Annotated in this window: 19 protein-coding genes; 5 read left to right on the top strand and 14 right to left on the bottom strand. The window is 44.0% G+C overall.

What is annotated here, in order from left to right:
• Positions 1-32: 32 nt before the first annotated feature.
• Together B2W36_RS16270 and B2W36_RS16265 are read right to left on the bottom strand one after the other, a co-directional pair.
• Positions 33-1,226, bottom strand: coding sequence for a DUF1501 domain-containing protein (locus B2W36_RS16270; protein ID WP_293888737.1), 1,194 nt, complete (start codon positions 1,224-1,226; stop codon positions 33-35).
• 17 nt (positions 1,227-1,243) lie between these two features.
• Positions 1,244-2,620, bottom strand: coding sequence for a DUF1800 domain-containing protein (locus B2W36_RS16265; protein ID WP_293888735.1), 1,377 nt, complete (start codon positions 2,618-2,620; stop codon positions 1,244-1,246).
• A 225-nt stretch (positions 2,621-2,845) separates the two neighbouring features.
• Here B2W36_RS16265 and B2W36_RS16260 point away from each other — a divergent pair, with 225 nt between their 5' ends.
• Positions 2,846-3,313, top strand: a complete 468-nt coding sequence (locus B2W36_RS16260) for a DUF6265 family protein (RefSeq protein WP_293880405.1) — start codon at positions 2,846-2,848, stop codon at positions 3,311-3,313.
• Between the two features lie 55 nt (positions 3,314-3,368).
• Here B2W36_RS16260 and B2W36_RS16255 read toward each other — a convergent pair whose 3' ends face one another.
• The 6 genes from B2W36_RS16255 to B2W36_RS16230 all read right to left on the bottom strand — a co-directional run bounded on the left by B2W36_RS16255 (position 3,369) and on the right by B2W36_RS16230 (position 12,035).
• On the bottom strand, positions 3,369-4,049 hold the full coding sequence (locus B2W36_RS16255) for a type II CAAX prenyl endopeptidase Rce1 family protein (protein WP_293888733.1): 681 nt from the start codon (positions 4,047-4,049) through the stop codon (positions 3,369-3,371).
• A gap of 68 nt (positions 4,050-4,117) precedes the next feature.
• Positions 4,118-4,699 (bottom strand): Crp/Fnr family transcriptional regulator, encoded by a 582-nt coding sequence (locus B2W36_RS16250; protein ID WP_293888731.1) that lies wholly within the window; start codon positions 4,697-4,699, stop codon positions 4,118-4,120.
• Positions 4,696-5,325 (bottom strand): histidine phosphatase family protein, encoded by a 630-nt coding sequence (locus B2W36_RS16245; RefSeq protein ID WP_293888730.1) that lies wholly within the window; start codon positions 5,323-5,325, stop codon positions 4,696-4,698. The genes B2W36_RS16250 and B2W36_RS16245 overlap by 4 nt, the downstream gene beginning before the upstream one ends.
• A 108-nt stretch (positions 5,326-5,433) precedes the next feature.
• Positions 5,434-6,555, bottom strand: coding sequence for a glycoside hydrolase family 88/105 protein (locus tag B2W36_RS16240; protein WP_293888729.1), 1,122 nt, complete (start codon positions 6,553-6,555; stop codon positions 5,434-5,436).
• Positions 6,556-6,660: 105 nt separating this feature from the next.
• Positions 6,661-8,679: a RagB/SusD family nutrient uptake outer membrane protein gene (locus tag B2W36_RS16235; RefSeq protein ID WP_293888728.1), complete on the bottom strand. Its 2,019-nt coding sequence runs from the start codon at positions 8,677-8,679 to the stop codon at positions 6,661-6,663.
• Between the two features lie 20 nt (positions 8,680-8,699).
• Positions 8,700-12,035: a SusC/RagA family TonB-linked outer membrane protein gene (locus B2W36_RS16230; RefSeq protein ID WP_293888727.1), complete on the bottom strand. Its 3,336-nt coding sequence runs from the start codon at positions 12,033-12,035 to the stop codon at positions 8,700-8,702.
• 423 nt (positions 12,036-12,458) lie between these two features.
• Between B2W36_RS16230 and B2W36_RS16225 the strand changes: the two genes are divergently transcribed.
• From B2W36_RS16225 to B2W36_RS16215, 3 genes are read left to right on the top strand one after another with little or no spacing between them, the layout of a single operon-like run.
• Positions 12,459-13,430 (top strand): TolB family protein, encoded by a 972-nt coding sequence (locus B2W36_RS16225; protein ID WP_293880417.1) that lies wholly within the window; start codon positions 12,459-12,461, stop codon positions 13,428-13,430.
• A gap of 56 nt (positions 13,431-13,486) precedes the next feature.
• A complete protein-coding gene (locus tag B2W36_RS16220; RefSeq protein WP_293880419.1) occupies positions 13,487-15,505 on the top strand; it encodes a sensor histidine kinase in 2,019 nt (672 codons plus the stop codon).
• The gene (locus tag B2W36_RS16215) at positions 15,498-16,121 is read left to right on the top strand and encodes a response regulator transcription factor (RefSeq protein WP_293880421.1); all 624 of its coding nucleotides are present in this window, start codon (positions 15,498-15,500) and stop codon (positions 16,119-16,121) included. Before B2W36_RS16220 ends, B2W36_RS16215 begins: the two co-directional genes overlap by 8 nt.
• A 33-nt stretch (positions 16,122-16,154) precedes the next feature.
• Here B2W36_RS16215 and B2W36_RS16210 read toward each other — a convergent pair whose 3' ends face one another.
• The 5 genes from B2W36_RS16210 to B2W36_RS16190 form a co-directional block, all read right to left on the bottom strand.
• A complete protein-coding gene (locus tag B2W36_RS16210) occupies positions 16,155-16,802 on the bottom strand; it encodes a hypothetical protein (RefSeq protein ID WP_293880423.1) in 648 nt (215 codons plus the stop codon).
• Between the two features lie 183 nt (positions 16,803-16,985).
• The gene (locus tag B2W36_RS16205; protein WP_293880425.1) at positions 16,986-17,441 is read right to left on the bottom strand and encodes a DinB family protein; all 456 of its coding nucleotides are present in this window, start codon (positions 17,439-17,441) and stop codon (positions 16,986-16,988) included.
• A 46-nt stretch (positions 17,442-17,487) separates the two neighbouring features.
• Entirely contained in the window at positions 17,488-18,060 is a 573-nt protein-coding gene (locus B2W36_RS16200) for an NAD(P)H-dependent oxidoreductase (RefSeq protein ID WP_293880427.1), read from the bottom strand.
• 58 nt (positions 18,061-18,118) lie between these two features.
• The gene (locus B2W36_RS16195) at positions 18,119-19,264 is read right to left on the bottom strand and encodes a hypothetical protein (RefSeq protein WP_293880429.1); all 1,146 of its coding nucleotides are present in this window, start codon (positions 19,262-19,264) and stop codon (positions 18,119-18,121) included.
• Positions 19,265-19,274: 10 nt separating this feature from the next.
• Positions 19,275-20,153, bottom strand: coding sequence for a TssN family type VI secretion system protein (locus B2W36_RS16190; protein WP_293880431.1), 879 nt, complete (start codon positions 20,151-20,153; stop codon positions 19,275-19,277).
• 119 nt (positions 20,154-20,272) lie between these two features.
• Here B2W36_RS16190 and B2W36_RS16185 point away from each other — a divergent pair, with 119 nt between their 5' ends.
• The gene (locus tag B2W36_RS16185) at positions 20,273-21,223 is read left to right on the top strand and encodes a hypothetical protein (protein WP_293880432.1); all 951 of its coding nucleotides are present in this window, start codon (positions 20,273-20,275) and stop codon (positions 21,221-21,223) included.
• An 81-nt stretch (positions 21,224-21,304) separates the two neighbouring features.
• Here B2W36_RS16185 and B2W36_RS16180 read toward each other — a convergent pair whose 3' ends face one another.
• Positions 21,305-23,164, bottom strand: a complete 1,860-nt coding sequence (locus B2W36_RS16180; RefSeq protein WP_293880434.1) for a hypothetical protein — start codon at positions 23,162-23,164, stop codon at positions 21,305-21,307.
• Positions 23,165-23,175 lie beyond the last annotated feature (11 nt).

Genomic DNA, 23,175 nt, shown 5'->3' with positions numbered 1-23,175 from the left:
TTTTTCATACTATATTTCATACAAAGTAGATTTCATATAAAATCATAAATCCCATTTTTCCAACCTAATATTTTGTCGGAATCCGCATCAAGCCAGCTTTTAAGTAACGTAGCATACACCTTTCTGAAATCTTCGGTATACTGGAGATCACCTTCATTGAGTTGGGTCAGATCTGGCAAATCATTCAGTAATCCTTGCTTTTTTAATCCGCCCGAGAGAAAGAAGAGCTGATTGGCTGTACCGTGATCGGTACCATTGCTCGCGTTCTGTGCCACCCGCCGACCAAATTCAGAAAAGGTCATGAGCATGACATGCCGAAAAAGGCCATCTTGCTTTAAATCCTCTACAAAAGCTTCTACTGCATCGTTGATCGTGCGGAATAGGCTCTCCTGCCGTTGATTTTGATTGATATGCGTATCAAAACTACCGATCTGCAAATAATAAACCTGCGTATTGATATCCGATTTAATCAACGAAGACACCGTCTTCAGGTCCTTCCCAAGCACCGAGTCTGGGTACGTCGCTGCAGTTTTCCTAGCTTTACTCTGTTCAAAGATATAATCGGCATTGTTGAGGGTTTCCCCCAGTGTCTGGTACAGGTAAGCAACTGTTTCGTCTTCATGTTGATGCTGATGTTCCTGATACAGCTTTTTAAAATACGCTTCACGACTGGTCTGATAAAGCTTTTTGGGGTCTTTAAACGCAAACGCTTTTTGTTGCCTTCCTTTGAGCGCGAGGCTAAGCATATCGTTCACCTCCAAAGCTTGCGTAGGATGGTCGCAGTCGTAACAGACCTGATCAAGATAGCGTCCTATCCAGCCGCTATCCAAGTATTCATCACTTCGGCTCGCGCTATGCCAGATATCCATGCTACGAAAATGCGATTTGTTTGGATCGGGATAACCGACATTGTTAAGCACCGCCAGTTCGCCACGATCAAAAAGCGTTTTAAAAAATGGCAACGCCGGATGAATACCCGCTTCATCCGTGAGCCGCAGCGCATTATTGATGGCAATCGTCTGCCGCTCGCGAAAGTAAATATCATTACGGATCGGAATGATCGTATTAAGCCCGTCGTTTCCTCCGCTGAGCTGTAATATCACCAATACCTTGTTCCGATTTTCCAGCGCAGGGGACGAAGATAGGGCTTTTAAGAAATTAGGCAACAGTAGCGATGCCGACGCGAGTGAACTCGCTTTGAGAAATTGCCTTCGTTTAAGGATCATAGTAGTCGTTCTAACGGTTAACAAAGCTGATATTCGGGAGTGCTCATGGCTTCAATAATTGCCAATCGAATGTTTTCACTGTCATATTCATCCCGTAATGCTTTTTCAAAGGATATCTGCCGCTGCAACAAAATACGAAAAGGGTCTCTCCCCCCAAAAGTAACTTCTACAGTGGACCAGTCAATGGAAATTTTTGGATTCTTATAGGCTTTTGCAAGCGCCCTCGACTGTTTCAGCCCCATGTCGAGGTCATCGTCATTATGGACATCAAGTTCGAGCGGCCGCAATCCGCTCCATATCTGCGGCAGCTGCATGCGGAGCAACAAGGTAGAGCTGTCTATCCATGCTTTTCCCGACGGCCAACCCGACACGTTCGGCGGATACAAAAGCATCTGCCCCAATAATTTCTGATAGACAATAAGGTTTTCTGGGTACGCGATCTCCATGGGTAAAATGCGCATAATACCAGCCATAAGTTCTATAGGCGACTTTACTTTGTTGCCGATATGCTTGGAATCGTAAAACCAGTCTGCCGTAAATATGCTGTTGATCAGTTGCTTGATATCATAACCCGAATGATAGAAATCACGGCTCAGTAAAGAGACAATTTCCTCATCCACCTGTTCGTTGACCAAAAAACGATATAGCTTTCGGGTTATAAACCGGGCTGTAGCAGGCTGCTCCAATATACTATCCAAAATATCGTTTCCATCAAAATTTCCCGTCTTACCCAAAAATGTTTTACTGCCGGTATCATGAAATTTTCTGCGCTCCAGAAACTGACCATCCTTATCGTAAGACCACCCTGTAAAGGCGCGCGCAGCCTCTCTGACATCCAATTCAGAATAATTACCTCTTCCCATTGTGAAGAGCTCCATCACTTCCCGCGCGAAGTTTTCGTTCGGATGCCCCTTTTTATTCTGCTGGTTATTCAGGAAGTTGAGCATGGCTGGCGCTTTAGAAACCGCAAATAGCAGGTCCCGAAAATTCCCTAGGGCATGCTTTCTGATTTCATTGAGGATGTGCGCACTAAAATTGGCATTAATGACCCTGCTGGCAAAATGTCCATGCCAAAAAAAAGCCATTTTCTCCCTGAGCTGGTCCTCACCATGCACCATTGCTTCCAGAAAATTAAGATTGATTTCAATATTACGCTTGCGGTTGAGCTGCTGTACCAGCTTTTTATCAGAAGCATTCAATTGAGATAGTGCCGTATAATCAACTTCCCCCTGCTCCGAACTGAAACTGATCGGATGGAATGGATGCGCATGCGCATATAGCTTCCATATTGCGGTGGGAGATTGCTGTTCAAAATCTGTAATCTGCTGAAGACTCATCCCAAATCCCGCTCGATTGGCCAGATGCTTATTTTTTATAAAATCAGAAATCATCATGCTTCCATTTATACCTAAATAACGAATTATTTATACATGTTAGCATAAAGCTGCAAAGATTTAACAAACATTAATTTAAATTAACAGTTTAACTATCAATCACTTTCAAAACTTCTAATTTTTTATTAAATTTAATGAGATATGGGCATACGCTAATTCACCTTACCGTTTCATACATATTTTACAATCGACTAGTTGACAAAACCTTTAAAAACCGAATATCATATGCTAAAATTAACCAAGGTATGGGTATCATTATGGTTTCTTACAATTTTCATACAATGTGTGGGAAGTCAAAAGGAGCCGTCCGAAAATTTCGATTGGCTCGTAGGAGAATGGCAGCGCACCAACGAAGCCAAAGATAAAAAGACCTTTGAATATTGGAAGAAAATGAATGATTCTGAATATGCAGGCTTTGCATTTACATTGCAAAACATGGACACCATTCATCAGGAAACCATGCGCTTGCTGAAATCTGACGGCAACTGGAATTTAAGGGTTAAAGTACCTGAAGAGAAAGATTTTATCGCATTTACAATGACCATGATGAAAGATGGCCTGTTCGAATGCAATAATGATTCGCTTCCCTTTCCAAAAAAGATTTCTTACTGGCGCGACGGTGAGCAATTGAAAGCGAATGTAGCAGGCGATAGCCTCCAGATTCCTTTCGAGTTTAGCAAGATTTCCAAATAGAGGGCAGTCCAATCCTTTGACGAGCAAAGCCAACTGAAACATGTCAGTTGGCTTTCTACACTGATGCCGCCTGTTTCTTCTTTTTTCGGAGCACCAAGGCAATTACCCAAACAAGTAGTAGTACACCCAAAATTGCGCCGCTTTTAGCGTTGATACCGGGAAAGAAATTATTGAGGGAATGAAATGCACTAACAGCAACCAGTGAACCCGTTGCATCGGCGACTTTACCTATTCCCCAACTTCCCAACACCAAAATGGCGAAAAACGAGAACTGAACCGGCGTAAAATCAAAATTGAGATGCCATAAAAACCAGAGTAATGCCAGCAGCAATATGTTGTAGATAGGCTTCAATGCTTTGAATTCCTGATAGAGAAAGCCCCGCCATCCAATTTCTTCCAGCAGACCGTAGATCAGGACGCTAAAAACAGTCAAATATGGAATAGTACCTTTTGAAAAATAATACACCGTGCTGATCAAAACTACCGGAAATACCCAATATAACGTAATCGGATAAAGGAGACTCTTATAGTTTCCTTTGAGGGAGAGTATAGGCTTTATCTTAAAAGCCACAAACACAAGCCCAGCTCCAAGCGCAGGCCCCATTCCTGTAAGAATGGATTTTAAATACGGATTGTCTATGGCATTCAGTAATTCAGTTTTGTTGGTCAAATAGCGGCATGCGATGGCAATAATATAATAAACAATAACGGCCCAATAATTGATTTTTCTTTTCATCCTATTTGTATAGCTTTTTTGCAATGCCCAAAAATAACTGCATTAAAACAAAAAACACTTGACGAAAGTTAAGAAATCTTTTTTCTTATTCTGCTCAAGCTCTCCGGTGCAATACCCAGATAGGAGGCGATAATTTTAAGCGGTGTACGCTGAAAGATATATGGTCGCTCTTTTATCAGTTTCAGGTATCTTTCGGTAGGTGGCAAAGTAAGCAGATTGATCTGCTCAGACTGTTTAGCCGTAAACATGATATCCGAAATCGCCTTACCGATAAGGAGCGATCGGTCGGACTTTCCATAAAGCTCCTGTAAATTCTGATGGCTTACCGACCAAAGTTCTGTATCTTCGAGGCATTCCGTTTTGATGACAGTCGGCCGCTGTGATACAAAAGAGAGGTAGTCGCTGAATAGCTGGTTTTCATAATATAGATTAATACAGATGTCTTTATGCTGATAAGGCATAAAATGTCCTACCGAACCTGAAACGAGGATGTTGATAAACTTTTCGGTCTTATCGTATCCCTTCACGATTTCATTTTTTGCAAAACTCCGACGTTCCACCACTTTTGCAAATTCAACCCAAAATTTAATGTCGACGGAATAATACGTATCAAATACTGCTTTGATGTTTTCAGGAGATGGAGTCTTCATATTGCTTTGCTTTTATAATACGAAGTGTCGCTCATCCGCCTAATGATTCTCTTTCCCATTTCTGTTTGGTACAAAAAAGAAACGCCACCACTGACTCCGTATAGATCCATTGTTTGAAGGCTTTCCACCGGCAATCCAAGCCACATGACATTGAAGATACTTAAGCTATCGCCGTGCGAAACAAGGATGATATTCTCTTCATTACCAGACATTACTGTTTCATAAAAGGGAATCATCCTTTGCCAGACGTTAAATCTGGATTCTGCATCACTAAAACATTTGTCGTAGATTGATCGTTCTTCCGCCTCGATATTGTCTTTAAGCCATTGAACCGATTGCCCCACCGCTCGTCCAAGGTAACGTTCTTTTAGTGCGGTTGCCCATTGGGGAACGACATTAAACTGTTTTCCAATGATATCAGCGGTCTGAGCTGTTCTGCTGAGCGGTGAGGTATACACAGAAAACTTCGTATCCCGAAATTCCGACTTTAAATTAGCAGCGATATTTTCCGCTTGTTGGATCCCTTTTTCCGTTAATGGCCAATCGTTCCAAGAGCCAATCATACCATTCGTATGATGCACGGATTCCGGATGTTGTATCGTAATGATATTTTTCTTTTGAGACATACGTATATAAGCAGGCAATTAAGAAAAGCTGACGGCAACTAAGTTGCCTTCAGCTTACACTGCATGCTGTCCACAATGGATAGCGTGTGGTTCAAAAATACCGAAACTTTAGTATAACGACAAATTGTCGTTGGTTTCCAATAGCGCATTGATACACCACATGTAGGCAGCCTGTCCATGATAATCGCCTGTATGTCGAGGACGATCGTAATAATACTGTTTATCGTTCTTTTTGTTGGTACCCACGCAGATTTCCGATACCGCTCCTTGCCCGTCAACATATTTTGCAAGCGCCAGCCAAGCTCTTCGGGCAACGGGACCATATTGCTTTTCCCTTAGCCATCCGTGCTTTACCCCGGTTATGATCGCATAAGCAAACATTGCCGAGCCCGAAGTTTCTGCCCAACAGTCGGCTTCATCAATCAACTGATTCCACATGCCACTTTTGCGCTGCTCTTTTTTCAAACTCTCCATCATGGTAAGATAACCCTTCAAAATACGGGGCCGGTCAGCATGGTCTTTCGGAAGCATGCGCAGTAATTCGGTCATACCCGCGGCCATCCAGCCATTACCACGACCCCAATAGTAAGGAACATCAGGTGCATGGTAAAACAATCCGTTGGAACGTTGTAATTTATCTAAATAAAGCACCATTTCTTTCGCCGCGCGGTCGAGATATTTTGATTCACCGGTTGCTTTAAATGCAGCCGTCTGTACAATGGTAATCATATACATATCGTCAATCCACATCCGGGTCTGCCAGGAATATCCCTGCTGAGCCCAGTTTTTAGCCTCCTGCCCCGCATTTTCTGGTACCTGCCATTGCGTATCCGCATAAGGCAAGCCCAAGTCGAGGTAACTTTCCTCCTTGGTTAGTTGGTAAAGACGCAAAGGTAGACTTCCAAACATATTTAAGTCTACGTGATTTTTCGGTGGCAGCAACTGCGGCTCGCTGGATACAAGTTTAGAAAATCGATCTTTCATTGCTTGCATCAGCTTTGCATCATTTGTTATACGGGCATAGTTTATTGCACCCGTCCAATAAAAGGTCTCCGGATAGCTGATCCATTTACCGGCATGTAGCATATGTTTGCCCGCGATAAAACGATGCGCGATGCGATGTCCTACCTCCATTGGATCTGCCTCGGCCGGAAAATTTACCAGATTCGACTGTGCGATTAGCAGTTGAACTGGAAGGATCAATAAAAATAAAAGAGTCTTCTTTATCATATGAATTAGTTTTATGTACTTATAAACTGATTTTAATTGTCAAATGGGTATTAAAAAATTCCGAACTTATTGCGCTAATGCACAAACGTCTTGGGCCCTCTGAGTCTATTCCACTTTAGATTCATCCGCAACAGCATCCTCCCATTGATCCCATACTGGCGTAGCCGGATTGTAACCATCGTAGCCATAGTTTTGCTTTAACTGGCCTTTAATATTTGAGGTAATAGCTACATTGGGTATTGGCCAATACATATTCTTTTTATCCATGGTATAATGGATATCACTTAGGCCTGTTGCATTGACATGAATGATGCCTTTGTTGTATAAGCTATAATGCACAATGCGTTGATACCAGTAGCTACCGCCACTGGCATCTGTACCGCTTTGCTTATCAAAATTATCCAGATGGTATACATTCCCCCATTCATCTGGTTTACCGCTACGTGCCAGGCAAAGCGATACCCGTTTCAATTCCACATTACGCCATTCCTCCCAGTAGAGCTCGCGAGCCCTTTCATTCATGATATCTCCAATGGTAACGACCCCATCATAGAGCTCCGTACATTTTGCCCGCTTACGAATGACATTTAAGTCGTCTTTAATTGTCCCATCAGACGGACTGATATAATATTTTGCTTCGGCGCGCAAGAGATAAGCTTCAGCCAGGCGATAGAGGTACCAGTCTGCGATGCTACCGTTGGTAGCCCCCCGTGAACCATCTGAACCGCTGATATTAGCCTCACTTACTGGGTCGTCCAGAAAAAATTTATAATGTGGCACATCGTACCAGCGACGGATGGTATCGCTACAAAGGAGTTTACCTAAAGCTGGATCGTTGAGTAAAAGTGGCTTACCAAAATCTTTGGATGCCTTATTGTTGACCTTGTAATCTGCCATGCGCACCCAGTTTCCCACTTTCGAACTGTGGCGCAGGTCGCCCTCATCTTGCTTTCCGTTGACAGCCCATACCCCCTGGGACTGGAAAGAAGTGGGGCGGAAAGTTCCTATACCGCGACCAAAGGCCCGCATGTAATCATATTTAGCATTGTAATCCCCACTGTTACGTTTGATGTTCAACAAAGCCTGTTTCCCGTCTGTCGTTTGTATCCGCGAGTCGAATACAAAGGGATATAAGATCCGCATGGTGAGCATTTTTACAAAAGACTCCGCATCGGCACCACGGTTGGGCATCCCCATGATTACCTCACGGTTGCTGGCGATCAGTTTATTTTCGGGGCGGTGCATATCCCAGATCACATTACGCGTAATAGGCCAGGTCTGCGCTTCCCCGCCATCGTTAAATGTACCGAAGCTTTCAGTCATCAAAGCATAGCCCGACTGGTCAATCAGGATATCGGTTTGCTCTCTGGCCTTTTGGTACTCCCCTATGGCCAGATAATATTTTGCCAGCAACATGCGGCAGGCCCCTTTGTTGATCATACCGATCAGGCTCATGTTTTTCTGATCCGGTACCCATTGGACGGCAAATTCCATGTCCTTGGTCATCATCTGCAAAATGGCGTCGCGCTTGGTACTTCGGTAATTCTGTTTGGGCACATCTATGATGGTTGTCACCAAAGGGACATCGCCGTACTCAAACACCAATGCCATATAGCGAAAAGCCCTATGGAAATAAGCCCGTCCTTTGTAAGCATTCCGATCTTCCTCGCTCAGAGTCTGTACTTGATCCACATACTTAATAATGGTATTGGCATAACTGATCCCTTTATACGTTTCCTGCCACAGATACCATAGGCTGTTGGATCGGTCGAGATTCTGTAAGCTGGAGTTGTCACTGGTTGGTGTCAGCATATTGGCCACATCCGCCATCATGCTGCGTTTGTCCGTATTGCTGGCCACCATCAGTTCAGAAAAGATGTATTCTGTGCCAAGCGTCAGCATCTCGTTATGATCTGTGGCCCAATACCCCTTAAGATGGCGGTCGCAGATAGCCATTGCAGAGCGTAAACCTGACTCGGTATTAAACGTTTCGTTTGGTAAATAAATTGACAGCGGGTCGGGCTGCAAAAATTCTTTCGAGCAGCTGCTTATCGCTAGTGTACTGGCAAGCAAAAAGGCAATACCCTTGCCTAGGTTTCTGGATTTGTTTCGTATATCGTTCATGTACATCACAATTAATCAGGTTATAAAGATAAATTCACACCGAAGGTAAATACCCTTGAGGCCCAGGATTCCGTCTCTGGATCGCCGTATTCCCAGTCCTTTGCCCAGGTCGCCACATTGCGCACCGTACCATACAGCTTCACCCGGTTGAGGTTGTATCTGGAGGTCAGATTTCTTGGCAGCGTATAGCCTACCGAGATGTTGTCGAGCCGGATAAACGAGCGGTCGTATAGCCGCGCTGCACCCTCGGCACCGATCGGTCCCTTGGCCTCGATACGGCCGTAGCGATCGGTGGGATTGTCCGGCGTCCAGTATTCCTTTGCGGGCAGATTAGCCAGTCCATAGGCCATACGGCCGCCATCATCATCGTTATTCAGGTAATTGCCCGACAAACTTTTGTGTCCCATGGCCGAATAGATATTAAACGAAAAACTAAGGTCGTTCCATAGGATAAACTCGTTGCGCATCGACCAACGGAAACGAGGATCCGTCTGCCCTAAAAAAACCTTGTCATTATTATTATATACAGGTTTTGTTATATCGCCGTTCACAACATCATCTGCGGTATACACATTGGCTACTTTCGGATCACCAGGAGCCTGCCCATATTTAGCAGCCTCTGCCACTTCATTGGCCTGCCAGATACCCGTCACATGGTAATTCCAGATGGCACCAATAGGCTGACCGATAAACCATCCGCTCGAAATTTCGTCCATTTCTTTAAGGCCAGTAACATTTCCATTCGCATCAACGACGTCCTGGTAATTACCATAGAGGTGAACAATTTGATTCTTATTATACGCAAAGCCTAACGTTGTAGACCATTGCAAATTATCCCTTTTCAGGTTAACAGTATTTAGTGTCAATTCAATTCCTTTATTATCCACCTGTCCTAGATTGGTGGTAATCCGGCTAAATCCTGTAAAACTGGGCAGCTTCTGTTCCATAATCATATCGTGGGTTTGCATCAGGTAATATTCCAGGGTACCCGAAATGCGGTTCTTTAAAAAACCAAAGTCCAGTCCAAAATTCCATGCCGTGGTCTTTTCCCATTGTAGCCGAGGGTTCGCCAAGCGATCAACCATCAGGTAGCGGTATTGGACCAGTTCACCAGCCGAGTTGAGGTAACCATGCATTTTGCCACTACCCGAATACAAGTTGGCCAACGCCAGATTTGGATCGGCCAGTTGTCTGTTTCCATTTTTACCATAGGAGACGCGCAACTTACCATAATCCATCACATCCGTCCATTTGAAGAATTTCTCTTTGGTAAAGTTCCAGGCTAAGGCCACGGAAGGAAAAGTTGCATAGGGGTTGGAAGTACCGAAACCTGAGTAACCATCCCGTCGGATAGACGTCGTGAGCATATAGCGGTCATCGTAGGCATAAAATAAACGGGCCAATAAGGCATCTGCTGTCTGATGGGTATCGTAGCTATCAAAGCTGCTGTTTTCCTTCGAGCCATTTTTGGTATTGTGAAAGCCGAGGGCATCCGACGGTAAGATATTGCGTGCCTCAATGCGATCTTTCCAGGACTGCTGTTCTTCTGCTTCCTGCACCAAAGTCACCATCAGGCGATGCTTATCCGCAAAGGTCTGTTCCCAGCTGATGGTGTTATTGAGCGACCAGTCGAACCGTTTGGTTTGTTCGCGGTTTGCACCTCGATCGGCCGGATTGGATCCGGGTAGTTCGGCCGACATAAAGTAACGGTCATGGAAATACTGCAAGCGTGGCGACGCATTAAATGAATACGTAATATTAAAGGGCAGTTTAATTTTCGCATTGAAAATGGAGTTAACCACCGAATACCCTTTGTCCAGTTCAAGGTATTTCTTCTGAAAATCATAATTGTACCCCCGCTGGCTGAACTGTTCGCTGAGCGGATATTGCAACGGATTGCCGTTGGCATCAGCATAATCTGCGTACGGGCTGTTGCGCAGGATTTGATCCATATCGATATCAATATTTCCGTCCGAACGGTCCTGGAAATTTACGTTTGCGCCCAGCTCCAGCCAGTTGGTCACCTTTGCATTGATTTTCATATTGGCCCGCACAGCCTTGTAGGTATCGCTCACGACAGCGCCCTCATTTTTGAGGTAGCCCATAGACAGGTAATAGTTTACCCTATCGCTCGCTCCGCTGATGCTAGCATTATAATCCTGATTAAGACCAGTACGAAAGGTATGATCGGCCCAGTCGACCGTTTTTCCATCCAGAAAGTTCTGCAGGGCATTCCCTTGCAGACCCAAACGGCGGCCCCAGATGCTCCGGTCAGACTCGCCACTTTCATTGGTCGACTGTGCGCGCCAAGCATCGAGCGACAACGAGCCCGGTAGCTGTCCCGGATTGAGATAAAAGCCATAAGGCACCGTGAGGTTACCGTTAGCATCCCGCGTCTGATAAGCCTCGTATAAGCCCGTTGTGGGGTTAATGCCGTAGGTATTTTTGGTATACCAGTCTTCACGGTGCTGCAAGTAAGCATCGGGACTGAATCTTTTGCGGTATTCGCTCAACTGTGTTGCACCGGCATTCATCGTCATATTGATGGTCGGTTTGCCCTGCTTCCCTTTTTTCGTGCTGATGATAATTACGCCACTAGCCGCTTTTGAGCCGTAGATAGCTGCAGCGGAAGCATCCTTCAGGACATCAATCTGCTCAATGTCATCCGGATTGATTTCAGAAAGTTCACCATAGAAAATCATACCATCAAGCACCAGCAAAGGGTTGTTGTGACCGCTGTTGCTATCGTATACCGACCGCTTACCCCTTACCTCAATGGAGCCGCCCCCTTTTGCCGAGGCGTCATAGCCAATATTCAGTCCTGCCGAGCCACGCAGAATATCCTGTACGGTTTTTGGGTTTTCATTGGCGATGCGATCCGGATGGATTTGTGTAACCGAGCCCGTCAGGTCTTTTTTGCGCATGGTACCATACCCCACCACCACAACTTCATCCAGCTCGCCCGTGGTAGATGTCAGCTCCACATTGACGACCTTGGTTGCTGTTAGGTCAATTTCCTGGCTCTTGTATCCCAACCGCGTAAAAACTAACTTTTTGCTTCCGACAGGTATGGTAATGGTATAGGTTCCATCCGCCTTTGAGGCAGTACTTACGTTGCTACCAGCCACGTTGACGGTCACGGCAGCTAGCGGCTGGCCGGTATCATCTGTTATTTTACCTGTAATCTCACGATTTTGGATAGCCCCGTCCAAGGTCTTTAAAACCGGGACATTCGCCCTTAGTATCGCAGCAGGACTCGTGAAAGCAACAAGACACCACAGGCAGGAACAGGGTATCCATTTGCTAGTGGCAAAACCATAAAATGGATTTTGTTTTAGTTTACAATTGTTTCCCATAAAGAAATACTCACTTTAGATGATTCAGTAATTTTATAATTGGCTCCCTTTATTCAAGGAATCTTAATTGTAAAAGTGAAGATTAGGAATTAGAAAAACAGGACGATATTGTATCAAAAAATTGCGACTTTGTCTCAATAACAGATATTTCAATCAAAAACGTGCTTGGAGCTATACTCCCCACCGTTAGCAATGTGTGCAAAAACATCTGACTTTGAAGTTATCAATATTTAACTACAACGTTTTCGTTCTTTAACTATAACGTTTTCGTATTTTTAGTATGACAAAGTGATTTCTACAAATCGATGATGCTGCGCCAGCACAAAACAAGTTGACGTGTATTTTAAATAAAACCCTAGTTTTCGTGGATTGATTTAAAATCATCAAGCGTGTAATTTTGGATTATACCAAAAGAAAAGAACAATGAAAAAGTTATTTTGCATAGCCGCACAGCTATTTACTTTATTGATTGTCAGCTCTTGCTCAAAGGATAGTGTAGACAATGGTAGCGGATCGAGCACTTACCCCGCTGCATTGAAGGGAACGATTTATTACGATTGGGCGACTGAAGGGGTGCTGAAGATGAGCTTACCCGATGGCATCGGCGGATCTTTTATACCAGATGATTCAAAGCTCAATAATTTTGATATTTCGCGCGATGGAAAATGGAAACTAACCGCAGTAAATGCCAGCACATTCGGCCAATACGATGTGAAGTTTACGATCAGTGATATGAACAGTGGCAACATCGTTGAAGAATTTATTTATAACAGTCCTGCTGGCAACACCTACTGCAAAGGCTACTTGTCCCCCGACAACAGCTTGATCATGGTTACGTCAAATGACTTTCAGGACGGGGTGACCATTTTAAAGCGAAACGGCGAATTTGTCGCACGTATTGTAGATATCAATGGTGAACGGCTGGGTTTCAACGAATCCCGGGTATGGCTACCAGGAAATAACATTGTCTTGACACATGGAAAGTATATTATAAAGATCGCTCCCCCTTATAACTCGGGAGCCTTGGTGAAGGAAATGAACTATCAGGACTGGGGCAAGCTGACGGTCAACCAGGCGGGAACCCAATTTGCACTCAACATCGGTAATCATATCTACACCATGGATGTAGACGGAAATAACCTAAAGCAGGTCACTTCAAGCAATTTTAAAGAGTCGATGCCAGAATTCTCACCCGATGGAAAACACCTATTGATTGGCACCAACTATCGGTCTACGGGAACACTTGGATACCTATGGGATCTGCAAATTATTCCGAATGATGGTAAGCAACATGATGTTGGTTTAGAAATCAATAGTGCTTCCGAAGTCCTTCCTGTCATTTGGAAAGGAAAAGACAGAATTGAAAGCGCTGATGGACAGATGATTTGGCGGTAATAAGAATTATTTTGTATTTTGAGAAATCAATATTCTGTTTCCCGTGCATGCATAAAATGTTACTATTTATCGCAGTGCTCTGTGCACTACCCCGCTTCAATGCCCTTGGCCAGCAAAAGAATCAACTTGAGCAGTATAGCGATAGCCTTTATCAACAACTACTGCGTGTGGACGATCAGGCGAGCAAGGCCCAAGCCCTGTATGAATTGAGCTTTTTTTGGTGCGATTACGATAGTACCCAAGCGCTCAAGTATATCGCAGAAGCCGAACAGGTATTAGGGCCCATGCGAAAATCCACCTACTATAGGGGCTTATCTTATTTCTACCGCGCTGCAGTCTACTTTGACTCAGCACCTTTACAGGCAAAACAGCTTTACTTACAGGCCGAAGATCAGCTTAAAAAGATCGATCAGAAAAATAATGTCTCCGCCCAAAAGCACCGTGCAAGGCTTTGGGGAAGTTATGGCGCATTACTTCAGCGCGAGGGAAAGTCGGATGAATATGTACATGTGCTGCTCAATAAAGTGATACCGATAGCGGAACAGCTCCAGGATACTATCCTGCTGGGCAATAATTACCAGAATGTTGCCATGGTGTTGATGAACCTCCAGGCATATGGCAAGTCCGAACAATACTATGAGAAGGCTTTTCATCTGCTACAGGGGAGAAAAGATTCCGATGAACAGCTTTTGACATTATACGTAAATGCTGCCCGCAATGCGTTGTTTCGGCAGGATGGTATAGAAGCAAAAAAACGGCTCGATAAGGCTGAGAAAATAAGCCTCCGTATTCCCAATTCATCCTATATACCCATTTACCACACTGTTACAGGAAGCTATTGGGCAGCAAAAAAGAACATGTCCAAGGCTAACATCCATTTTGAGCATGGTCTTGCTGATGCTAAAAGACAGCAAAATAAGGATATGACGGCATCCATTATTTTTGATCAATTCACTGCGTTAAAAGAAGCGGGACAATATCAGGCTGCCCTGGACAAGCTGTTGGCCGTACTTCCTTATGTACAAAACAAAGAGTCCCTCAGAAACAAGCAAATGGTGTATGATAACCTCGCGACCACAGCCGTTAAATTGGGACGATGGCGAGAAGCTACCCACTGGTACGAAGCGCACAAAAAACTATCCGATACCCTCTATCGGGATAAGGGCAATGCGCGAATCATGGAACTGGAAAAAATATATCAGACGGCAGAAAAAGAAAAGGAACTATTGCGTATAAAAACAGAGAACCAAGGGCATCAGCTCGCCCTTCAAAAGACGCGCATGTGGGTCGGTGTTCTTGCTTTCGCTATGCTTATTTTATCCTTTTTATCTTTCACCTGGTACACCGCCTTCCTCAACAAGAAAAAGTTAGCCACCCACAAAGAGATGCTCTTAGAGGAGGAAATTAAAAATCGTAAGCAACAAGAAAAATTGAATCTTTATAATGCGATGTTACAGGGACAGGAAAGAGAGCGAAGCCGCATCGCACGGGATCTGCACGACGGATTGGGCGGAATATTGGCGAGTACCAAACTAAAACTTTCGGCGGTTGCGGCAAATGCCAATCCTCAGCAAGAAGCTGCAAAAACGACGGATCTCCATGTAATCATTGAACAACTGGATCATTCCGTTGACGAACTCCGGCGGATAGCACGCAATATGATGCCAGAGTCTTTGCTATACATGGGTCTGGAAGTCGCCCTCAGGGATCTTTGCAATGCTATGTCACATCCCGACCTTCAGGTCGATTTTCAGGCTTCAAATCTACGAGAACACTACCGGCAAGATTTTCTGATCGCGGCGTACCGGATTCTGCAGGAATTACTGACCAATGCCATAAAGCATAGCGGAGCTTCGCAGGTGTGGGTACAATGTAGTCAGGTGGCGGATAAATTCCACATGAACGTAGAGGACAACGGCAAGGGTTTTGATCCCCAGCATGCAACAATGACCAAGGAAGGGATTGGTATTTCCAACATTCGCAACCGGGTCGACATCTTAAATGGACAATTAGAGATTGATGCAGCAGTAGGAAACGGCGCATCATTCCATATTCAACTTAATATACATGGATAAGATTATTTCAGTTATTATCGTAGACGATCATCCACTCGTACTGAATGGATTTGAATTTATTTTAAAGAACAGCGCAGACATCGTTTTACTGGGCACATTTACCTCGTCGTCTGATGCTTTAGCTTTTCTTCAAACCCAATCTGTCGATATTGTTTTGGTCGACATCAACATGCCCGGCATGAATGGTATCGATGCCACTGCAATCATAAAAAAGGATTTTCCTAACACACAGGTTATTGCAATCAGCAACCTAAATGAAGGCAGCATCGCCCTTCGTATGCTTCAGGCGGGCGCCTTGGGTTATCTTCTCAAAAATGTATCTGCCGAAGACTTAATTCAAGGTATACATTCCGTTCATCAGGGCGAACAGGTGCTCAGCCGAGAAATGAACTTCATATTAAAAGGGAATCAGCAAGATTCTGTTCCAAAGATTACAGAAAGAGAGCGCGAGGTACTCAAATGGATGGCGCAAGGTTATACCACGCCCAAAATTGGGGAATTGATGTTTATCAGCCCACTGACTGTCGAAAGTCACCGTCGAAATCTGCTACAAAAATTTTCCGTCAGCAATTCGGCTTCCTTGATCCACAAGGCTACTGAAATGAAGTTTATCTAATAAGCAACGCGCTGTCGTTAGACAGTGCAACCATCAGTGGCACACCGGCACATAAATCAGGTTTACACCGCCTTCATAGACATTGAATACCGGCCGTGATTCCCATACAATGGTGCAGCCCTGTTGCCCATTGCCCCCCTGTTGGCCGCCCGATCTAAGAAGCTCAAAATGTGTATTTAAGATAGATTCTGCAGGTACACCGCCACCGGATTTAAGATATTTAATTTTGACGTCCAGCATCATCTTGTCGTCAAAAAGTCGTCCCTTCCACATGATCTCCTTAGCACTGGCGGTCAGCGATCCATTGACTTCTCCGTTGTCGGCAACGGATAACTCGCCCGATTCGGCGGTAAACCGCCACGAGCGCCCGGTTTGCTTCCCTGGAATAGCAAAAGAAAATCCCTCTTGGCCAGACAGTTCCATGACAAGTACCAAGGTGGAGCTATCACCTTTTATTTTATCGATGCTGAAAGACCCTTTTCCCTTTACCGGCGCTAAACGATCGTATCCATGTAAATACATGGTCGACTCGGTACTGCCCAGATAGGCCTGTCTATTCATGCGTTCATTGAACGTCTGCTGATACGAACCAGAATCTTGGGATTTACCACAGGCTATCGTTGTAAACAATAGCGGGAGGACTAACGCTTTTGTGCTGTATTTCATATCTAAATATTTCATAAAACTTTCGTTCGTTGTAAGCTGATTTGCGAAGAAAAATTCGCTGCATTACTCAGCTCTATTACAAAACTAATCGTTAGTCCATTTGAAGACAATCCACGAAAACCATGAAAATTAAATCATGAATACTGGCACATCAATATGCAAGTTGGCCTGCAAAGCGTTCTAAAATTGGGGACTTCGTTAGATAAACTTCTTAATGCTCATCATATAGCCCAGGTGGAGCCCTTCATGAAAATTATTCCATTCGAAGGCATCGTATATTGAAGTGACATGGAAGCCCGTCCCCGTGGTACGGGCGTTGTAATGGAGAAATACTTTGTTGTTAAAATCCAGGATAGTCGGCTCAATCTGTTCAACAAGCAAACTTTTAAGCAGATCCGCTTCCTGTTGGGATACCGGTACTGTGGGTTTTGTACCCGACTGGTACTTCAGGAAAACTTCTTCTGGAATATGCCCTTTTACATCCGATCCGATATAAATTAATTTATGCTGTGTGGCAATGATATGACCGATATTCCAGATCAGGTTGTTGCCAAAGCCAGTAGGAATGCGGTTGAGCTCTTCTAGGGAATAGTGCTCAAAAAATTTGAGGTATGCCATACGGCTGGTTTTCCAGGCATTAAAGAGTGATTCCATGTTGTAAAGCTATTTGTAGTACACTTAAAAGATGTTTATAGCACATTTATACGAGATCAATCCGGCCAAACCGTGCGAGTTTATCTGCCCATTTTGAACTGTATGAGTTGTTCAGCTGATGCAGTTCGCCCATGGCGGATGTTCGCACAGGCGAAATATGACAGCGTTCGAAGACATCCTTCTTCACGCTCATAAAGTTTGTCTTTTTGTAAAGGTTATATTCAGCAAAGAGATCTTGATCCAATATACTTACTATTCGGGCAGATTTACCATAGAAATTGTTATCAATGCGGTTAACATCCAGACTGCTTTGATAGGGCAAGAACAGGCGATCAAAAAAGCCTTTGATCTTGGAGGGGATATATGAACGGTAAACGGGACAGAACAATACGATATGTTTGGCCCAATGAAGACGACGCAAAGCAAACTGCAGATCGGCTTCCAAAGATGTCGAATGCAACGAAGGAAGTTGAATATTGTAATTAAAAAGTAGATCTGCGATCCGCAGATCATGTACAATGCCATCCGCCTGCATTACACCTGTTCGGTAAGCATCCATCAGGAAGTCAGTAGACGCTGTTTTAAAAAGATCCCCATTGATTAATAAAACGTTCTTCATCTTTTGCTAACATAAGCAAAAAAAATGAAACGCAAACCGATCTCACCCAATAAATCTACTAATCCAGCAAAGACCAGGTTCGCTTCGTCTGTACCTCCTGCACAACCTTTTGCTCAGCAACGACTATATTTTCCCGTCGTTGACCAATATATTCCAACGTCGCCAATTTACCCCATAACGAAACCATTACCTGCATAAAATCAGCCACGCATTCCATCGCTTCTGCAATTTCCAGATGATCGTAACGCAATTCAATAAGGTTTGATAAACGTTCCTCAAAATTTCCGGGTGTCACATCTTTCCACTCATAAAAATATTTTAGCATTTCCTCCCGTTCAGCAGATTCGATCAGCCGTACAGCATTAAAAAATACATGTGCAAAATCCGAAAAATATTTTAAAAGATAAATGGGTGCCTTTTGCGGAAGGATAGATCGGTATTCAAAAAATGAAGTGGCCATATACGCTAAGATACGTTCAGTAATAAAGCGGATATTAAGCCCCAGCTCGGTGATCTTAGGCTTATTCACTGTTTTATCCATGATGCGATATGCGGCTGACTGAAACTCATTCAATGCTCGGTAAAAGCGGTTGTGAAAATCCATCAATTGCGGATGGCTTTCGATATAAACGCAAGGCATAATGTATTGCGAAAGCAATAAAGTTTCCTGTCCGTCGTTTACAAGCTTGCCGATAGGCAGAAAAGAACCACTCACCTGCCGTTGCTGTACTGCGGACTTCGTCACAATGTCGATCGTATATTCTTTTTTTACAAACGGGTAACGAAGGGGTGATTCCTCCGGATTAGGTTCGCCAAAAGCCGATTTTCTAAATGAATGTACATATAAAACTACATAATGCTCGCCGACAGCAATTTTCGACACATCCATAAAGGCACTAAAATTCGCCTCTACCGCACCTTGCTGATAGGCAATATTGATTCGGTTCCCATCACTGGTGACCGCATTGCAAAACCGAACTTCAACCTCCAGATAATTTGTATTTTTTTTCAGCAGCGAAATATCAAAAGAACGATCATACCCCGCAAAGGCTGGCAACAATCCAAAATTCGCATGATGGAGCCCCACTGATATGCCGTCGCGGACGAGATCTTGGGTATAGAGATCCGTATGAACAAAATCACCACTGGAGAGTTTCATCCCATCCACCCAATTGATACCTTCGTAATTTAATGGTTTTTGCATAAGCTTAATGTTATCCTATAGTTTCTGAAACACGCTTGGCGTGAATAGTCATTTTTTCTGTAATCTGATTGCCTGAAATGTCTGCATTGGGGTCTATATATACATTTCTTCTAAAGATAGACCTCTTCACAACAAATATCCAGCGCTGGTATTCTCCCTGATCGTCCACGAAGCGAACCGGGGCGCTTGGAAATTTGGCATTATAATCTTCAATAAATTTTTGGAACCACAGTCCGAAGTTCATTTTTTCTGGCGCTTTAACCTTCACGCGCAACGGCTCCACATCTTTGCTGTCCTTATAGAGTTCCAGTTCTAATACCAGTAGTTTATCAAAATCCAGATGATCCAGACTGATTTCTTCGGGAAACCGGGGGTATTCCCATACCCGATGTATTTCCATAGGGATAGATAAAAGCGCGATGTAGGTCCACCAAAAGAACATAGGAACCATAAAAATGGAAATACTGGTGGCTGCCCACCAGCCCAATCGGAATGGGCTCATCCAATCGAAAAACAGTTTATATATATATATCCCCAGCAACAGCATGACCAGCATGACGAAAAACACAAATACCTTTTTGTTCTCCAACGTGTTGAGATCCCATTTACTCAGCAGATACACCCAAAGCACCCCTAGTCCCAACGCGTACATCATGGTCATAAAATAGCCCCAGGGCATATAGCCAAAGCCCAAAAACCCGAAAAAACCGGGCAATGCCAGCGCTAGTCCTCCTAGAAGGATCGAAATAATTAACTTCTTATTGCTAAGAAGAGAATTCTTCTTATTCCAGACCGACAATACAATTGTCGAAATAAATACTAATAAAGGCGCAAGTATGTACCTCAAAAAAACTGTTTGTACTTCCATTTCAGCTGTTGCAGTATTCACAAACTAATATACTATCTTTAAATAAACAATTTATAATTAAAATCCCCGGTCAGCTTGAAAACAATCTACTGGGTTAAAACAATCTATTGGGCTTATATGTTCAAGGAAAAATGATTTCTATGAAAAAAAAGGACGGTTTATTCACCAGCAATAGCATGACATCAGATATCAAGGCCAGCCAAAAGGCGGCTGATCTTATTCAGCACGGCGTAGATCCAGATCATATTATCTTTACCTGTGACGGTTCAAGCCGTCGCCCATTCTCCACAGAAATTCAATCTGTCAGCCCTTATATCTCCGAGACGAGCAATGAAGAATTTGTACGCATCCATATGAACCGTGAAGGCTTTTATGATATGCTTCCCGAAGGCCTCTTTCATACCCTACATGCTGGCAGTGAAATTCTTGACGAAGATGTGATGATCCAGGATGTTCGAAACAAGCGTCGCCAGGAGCAAAATGCCCGTCAGTTCTTCGCTCCATTCGAAAACGAACTGTTCTATTTACGGACGCAACTGGATCAATATGAAAGCCGTCTTGATATGCAGACAACGTATCAGGATATGAGCAACCTACTACTCTCCAATTTTCCCGAACTACACCGCCTGAGCCCGCGCCAGCGTGTGATCTGGATGCATTTTATCCCTGAAATCCACAATCATAAAAACGATATGGCTTATGCTCAACAGCTGTTGCGCAACCTGCTCAACATGCCCATTGAAATCCATCGTGCAACACATGACCGCAAAATCGACTGGCAAGAAATCGGGCTTCCACCCAGTACATTGGGCTATTGCCAGCTCGGAGTCGACAGTTTGACCACGATGAACTTTGAGCGCAATGAGAGCTATCTTAACATCACAATAGGGCCGTCTTATCCCCAACTTTTAAAGAACTATCTGCCCAACGCCAAAGACGAATATATCATTCATCTGGTGCTGGACAACCTTTTCCCGGCTCATTTAAACCGACAATTGCGCTATGACCTCCTTCCAGAGGTGAAACATAGCTATTTAAGCGATGAGCAGGGCAACAACCACACTGTATTGGGACACACCTCATACCTGTAGTCAATATACTGTAGTCGACATAACTGTAGTCTACTTCATTGTAGCCTACGCGACGGGCCAGCCTACTTGCTATACAACAACTTATAGCGTCTTCAGTAGCAGACGATAGTGCACCTCCATGCTGCTGCGCACCTGTAGCTTACTCATCACCTGTTCCAATAACTCATTCCACTCGGAGTCTTCCAGATCAAAGCTTCCATCAGGCTCCACGTAGATATCAGTAGTTTTCTGAAACCCTTTTCTTGGATCGGCATCCATCATTACTCCAGACTTAATTTCAATACGTTTAACCACCTGTCCGAGTTCCAGTTTAATGAAATTGATAATATCATTCTTACTAACGATGCGATCTCCGGTGGTCACATTGTATTTAAAAGCTTGCAAACTATCCCTTCGGTTGAGACGCGAACGTCCGCCTCTACTTGTGGTAAGAAACACAAGCTGTTCATAATTTTTTACCGCACCCAACTGGATCTGCAAAGGCGTACCGACAGCAATGCCGTTCGCTAGCTCCGCTTGGGTCATCCACATCTTTGTAAAAAGAAGGTCGCCATCATTTTTTGGATTCATCACAATGTATTGCTTGAAATCATTCTGCCGGAGATGCAGGGCCTTTCCCTTCTGCTGTATCATTGCTAAGTTTTTGTCCAACTCACGCAATATAGCATTCAAGAAATCAGCATTATAAGATGCAAAAGCAGCTTTTTCATCCCGTATCAGTTCAAACAGGTAATCCAGCAAATCTTTGGCAGTGCGATTATCAAGCCTTTCGACTCCACCCTGCCGCACGGTGTAAAACCCTGCTTCGGCGTGTACACCAGATCTGTTGTAAGGCACTTCACTATATTTTTCCCCCTCCTGATCCAATACCTCTTCCACCGTCAGTAGTTGTTCAAGCTGTGCGGTTTCGATACCAACAATGTTTTTAAGGGCTTTCACCCGATGCTTACCTTCGACCAAGCGCTTATTGACAACGGGAAATGCATTTATTTGTACATGGAGTTCATCAAGCAGCTGCACCGGCATGGAAGTCGGCATGTCAATACGAATCCAATCCAGATCCTGCTCGAGGTGATCCGTCATCTGCTGTTCAAAATGCGCTACAATTTCCTCCGGTAGCGAACTAGTTTTCCCAAAACAAGCCGCATCCGGCTCATCGTCCAAGGTCAGAAAATGCTGCTGATAATAGCCCTCTATGTCCTGACTTAAGTTAAAGAGGTAATTTTTTCGGTCAAACAGTTCATCCACTAAGCGATCCGACCGTTTTAAAAATCTATTTTGATGGTGTTTTATGGGAATTCCATTCAGGTGCCATTTTCCAAGGTTTAGCACTTTGTAGATCTCCCGGTTGACCTGATAATTGCCCCAGTCGAAATAGAAATTTAAACCCGCAAAGGCTTTCCTACGGTCGTACTCCAAACATTTTATACCCAGAAAGATGGAATGCCCAGTATTGATGTGCAGCGATTTTCCTAATGAACGTTTTACATTGGGCTGTATTTCAAACAGGTGCATAGGGGTAGCCATATAACGGATCTTTCCATGAAATAGATGCACTTCTTCCAAACTGGAAAAATTCATTTCCACCATTTTTTCCTCTTTTGAAGCGCCTACAGAAGAAATTTTTTTCTTCATGTTCATATGCAGGTAAGGGCTTATACGCGCCTCAGCTTCACTAGGTTGGTACAGCAAGATCGCATGAGCTGGTAGTGGCGCTACCAGATAGTCCGGTGCCAAGAGACGACCGATCTTATCAAAAATCCGATTCTCAAAATCGCGCACATCATTCGACACCTGAAAGATCTCACTGCTCAGCACTTCCATCAATAAAAGGACCACCGGATCAAAGTCAAATACCTTTTGGATTCCCCAAAGCTCCTGGGCCTTCTTAATGATCCTATTGCGAATCTCTTCCTTACTGGAGTAAAAAATATCGTTCATCTGCTCTTTGC

It is taken from the genome of Sphingobacterium sp. UBA3549 (assembly GCF_002376635.1).
Lineage (GTDB): Bacteria > Bacteroidota > Bacteroidia > Sphingobacteriales > Sphingobacteriaceae > Sphingobacterium.
Note: the sequence above shows the minus strand (reverse complement) of the source record. Positions and strands in the feature narration are given on the sequence as shown.

What these genes read in the sequence shown, in the direction of transcription:
- B2W36_RS16270 (WP_293888737.1), bottom strand. Translation starts at nt 1,226, where the DNA reads ATGATCCTTAAACGAAGGCAATTTCTCAAAGCGAGTTCACTCGCGTCG.
- B2W36_RS16265 (WP_293888735.1), bottom strand. Translation starts at nt 2,620, where the DNA reads ATGATGATTTCTGATTTTATAAAAAATAAGCATCTGGCCAATCGAGCG.
- B2W36_RS16260 (WP_293880405.1), top strand. Translation starts at nt 2,846, where the DNA reads ATGCTAAAATTAACCAAGGTATGGGTATCATTATGGTTTCTTACAATT.
- B2W36_RS16255 (WP_293888733.1), bottom strand. Translation starts at nt 4,049, where the DNA reads ATGAAAAGAAAAATCAATTATTGGGCCGTTATTGTTTATTATATTATT.
- B2W36_RS16250 (WP_293888731.1), bottom strand. Translation starts at nt 4,699, where the DNA reads ATGAAGACTCCATCTCCTGAAAACATCAAAGCAGTATTTGATACGTAT.
- B2W36_RS16245 (WP_293888730.1), bottom strand. Translation starts at nt 5,325, where the DNA reads ATGTCTCAAAAGAAAAATATCATTACGATACAACATCCGGAATCCGTG.
- B2W36_RS16240 (WP_293888729.1), bottom strand. Translation starts at nt 6,555, where the DNA reads ATGATAAAGAAGACTCTTTTATTTTTATTGATCCTTCCAGTTCAACTG.
- B2W36_RS16235 (WP_293888728.1), bottom strand. Translation starts at nt 8,679, where the DNA reads ATGAACGATATACGAAACAAATCCAGAAACCTAGGCAAGGGTATTGCC.
- B2W36_RS16230 (WP_293888727.1), bottom strand. Translation starts at nt 12,035, where the DNA reads ATGGGAAACAATTGTAAACTAAAACAAAATCCATTTTATGGTTTTGCC.
- B2W36_RS16225 (WP_293880417.1), top strand. Translation starts at nt 12,459, where the DNA reads ATGAAAAAGTTATTTTGCATAGCCGCACAGCTATTTACTTTATTGATT.
- B2W36_RS16220 (WP_293880419.1), top strand. Translation starts at nt 13,487, where the DNA reads ATGTTACTATTTATCGCAGTGCTCTGTGCACTACCCCGCTTCAATGCC.
- B2W36_RS16215 (WP_293880421.1), top strand. Translation starts at nt 15,498, where the DNA reads ATGGATAAGATTATTTCAGTTATTATCGTAGACGATCATCCACTCGTA.
- B2W36_RS16210 (WP_293880423.1), bottom strand. Translation starts at nt 16,802, where the DNA reads ATGAAATATTTAGATATGAAATACAGCACAAAAGCGTTAGTCCTCCCG.
- B2W36_RS16205 (WP_293880425.1), bottom strand. Translation starts at nt 17,441, where the DNA reads ATGGAATCACTCTTTAATGCCTGGAAAACCAGCCGTATGGCATACCTC.
- B2W36_RS16200 (WP_293880427.1), bottom strand. Translation starts at nt 18,060, where the DNA reads ATGAAGAACGTTTTATTAATCAATGGGGATCTTTTTAAAACAGCGTCT.
- B2W36_RS16195 (WP_293880429.1), bottom strand. Translation starts at nt 19,264, where the DNA reads ATGCAAAAACCATTAAATTACGAAGGTATCAATTGGGTGGATGGGATG.
- B2W36_RS16185 (WP_293880432.1), top strand. Translation starts at nt 20,273, where the DNA reads ATGAAAAAAAAGGACGGTTTATTCACCAGCAATAGCATGACATCAGAT.
- B2W36_RS16180 (WP_293880434.1), bottom strand. Translation starts at nt 23,164, where the DNA reads ATGAACGATATTTTTTACTCCAGTAAGGAAGAGATTCGCAATAGGATC.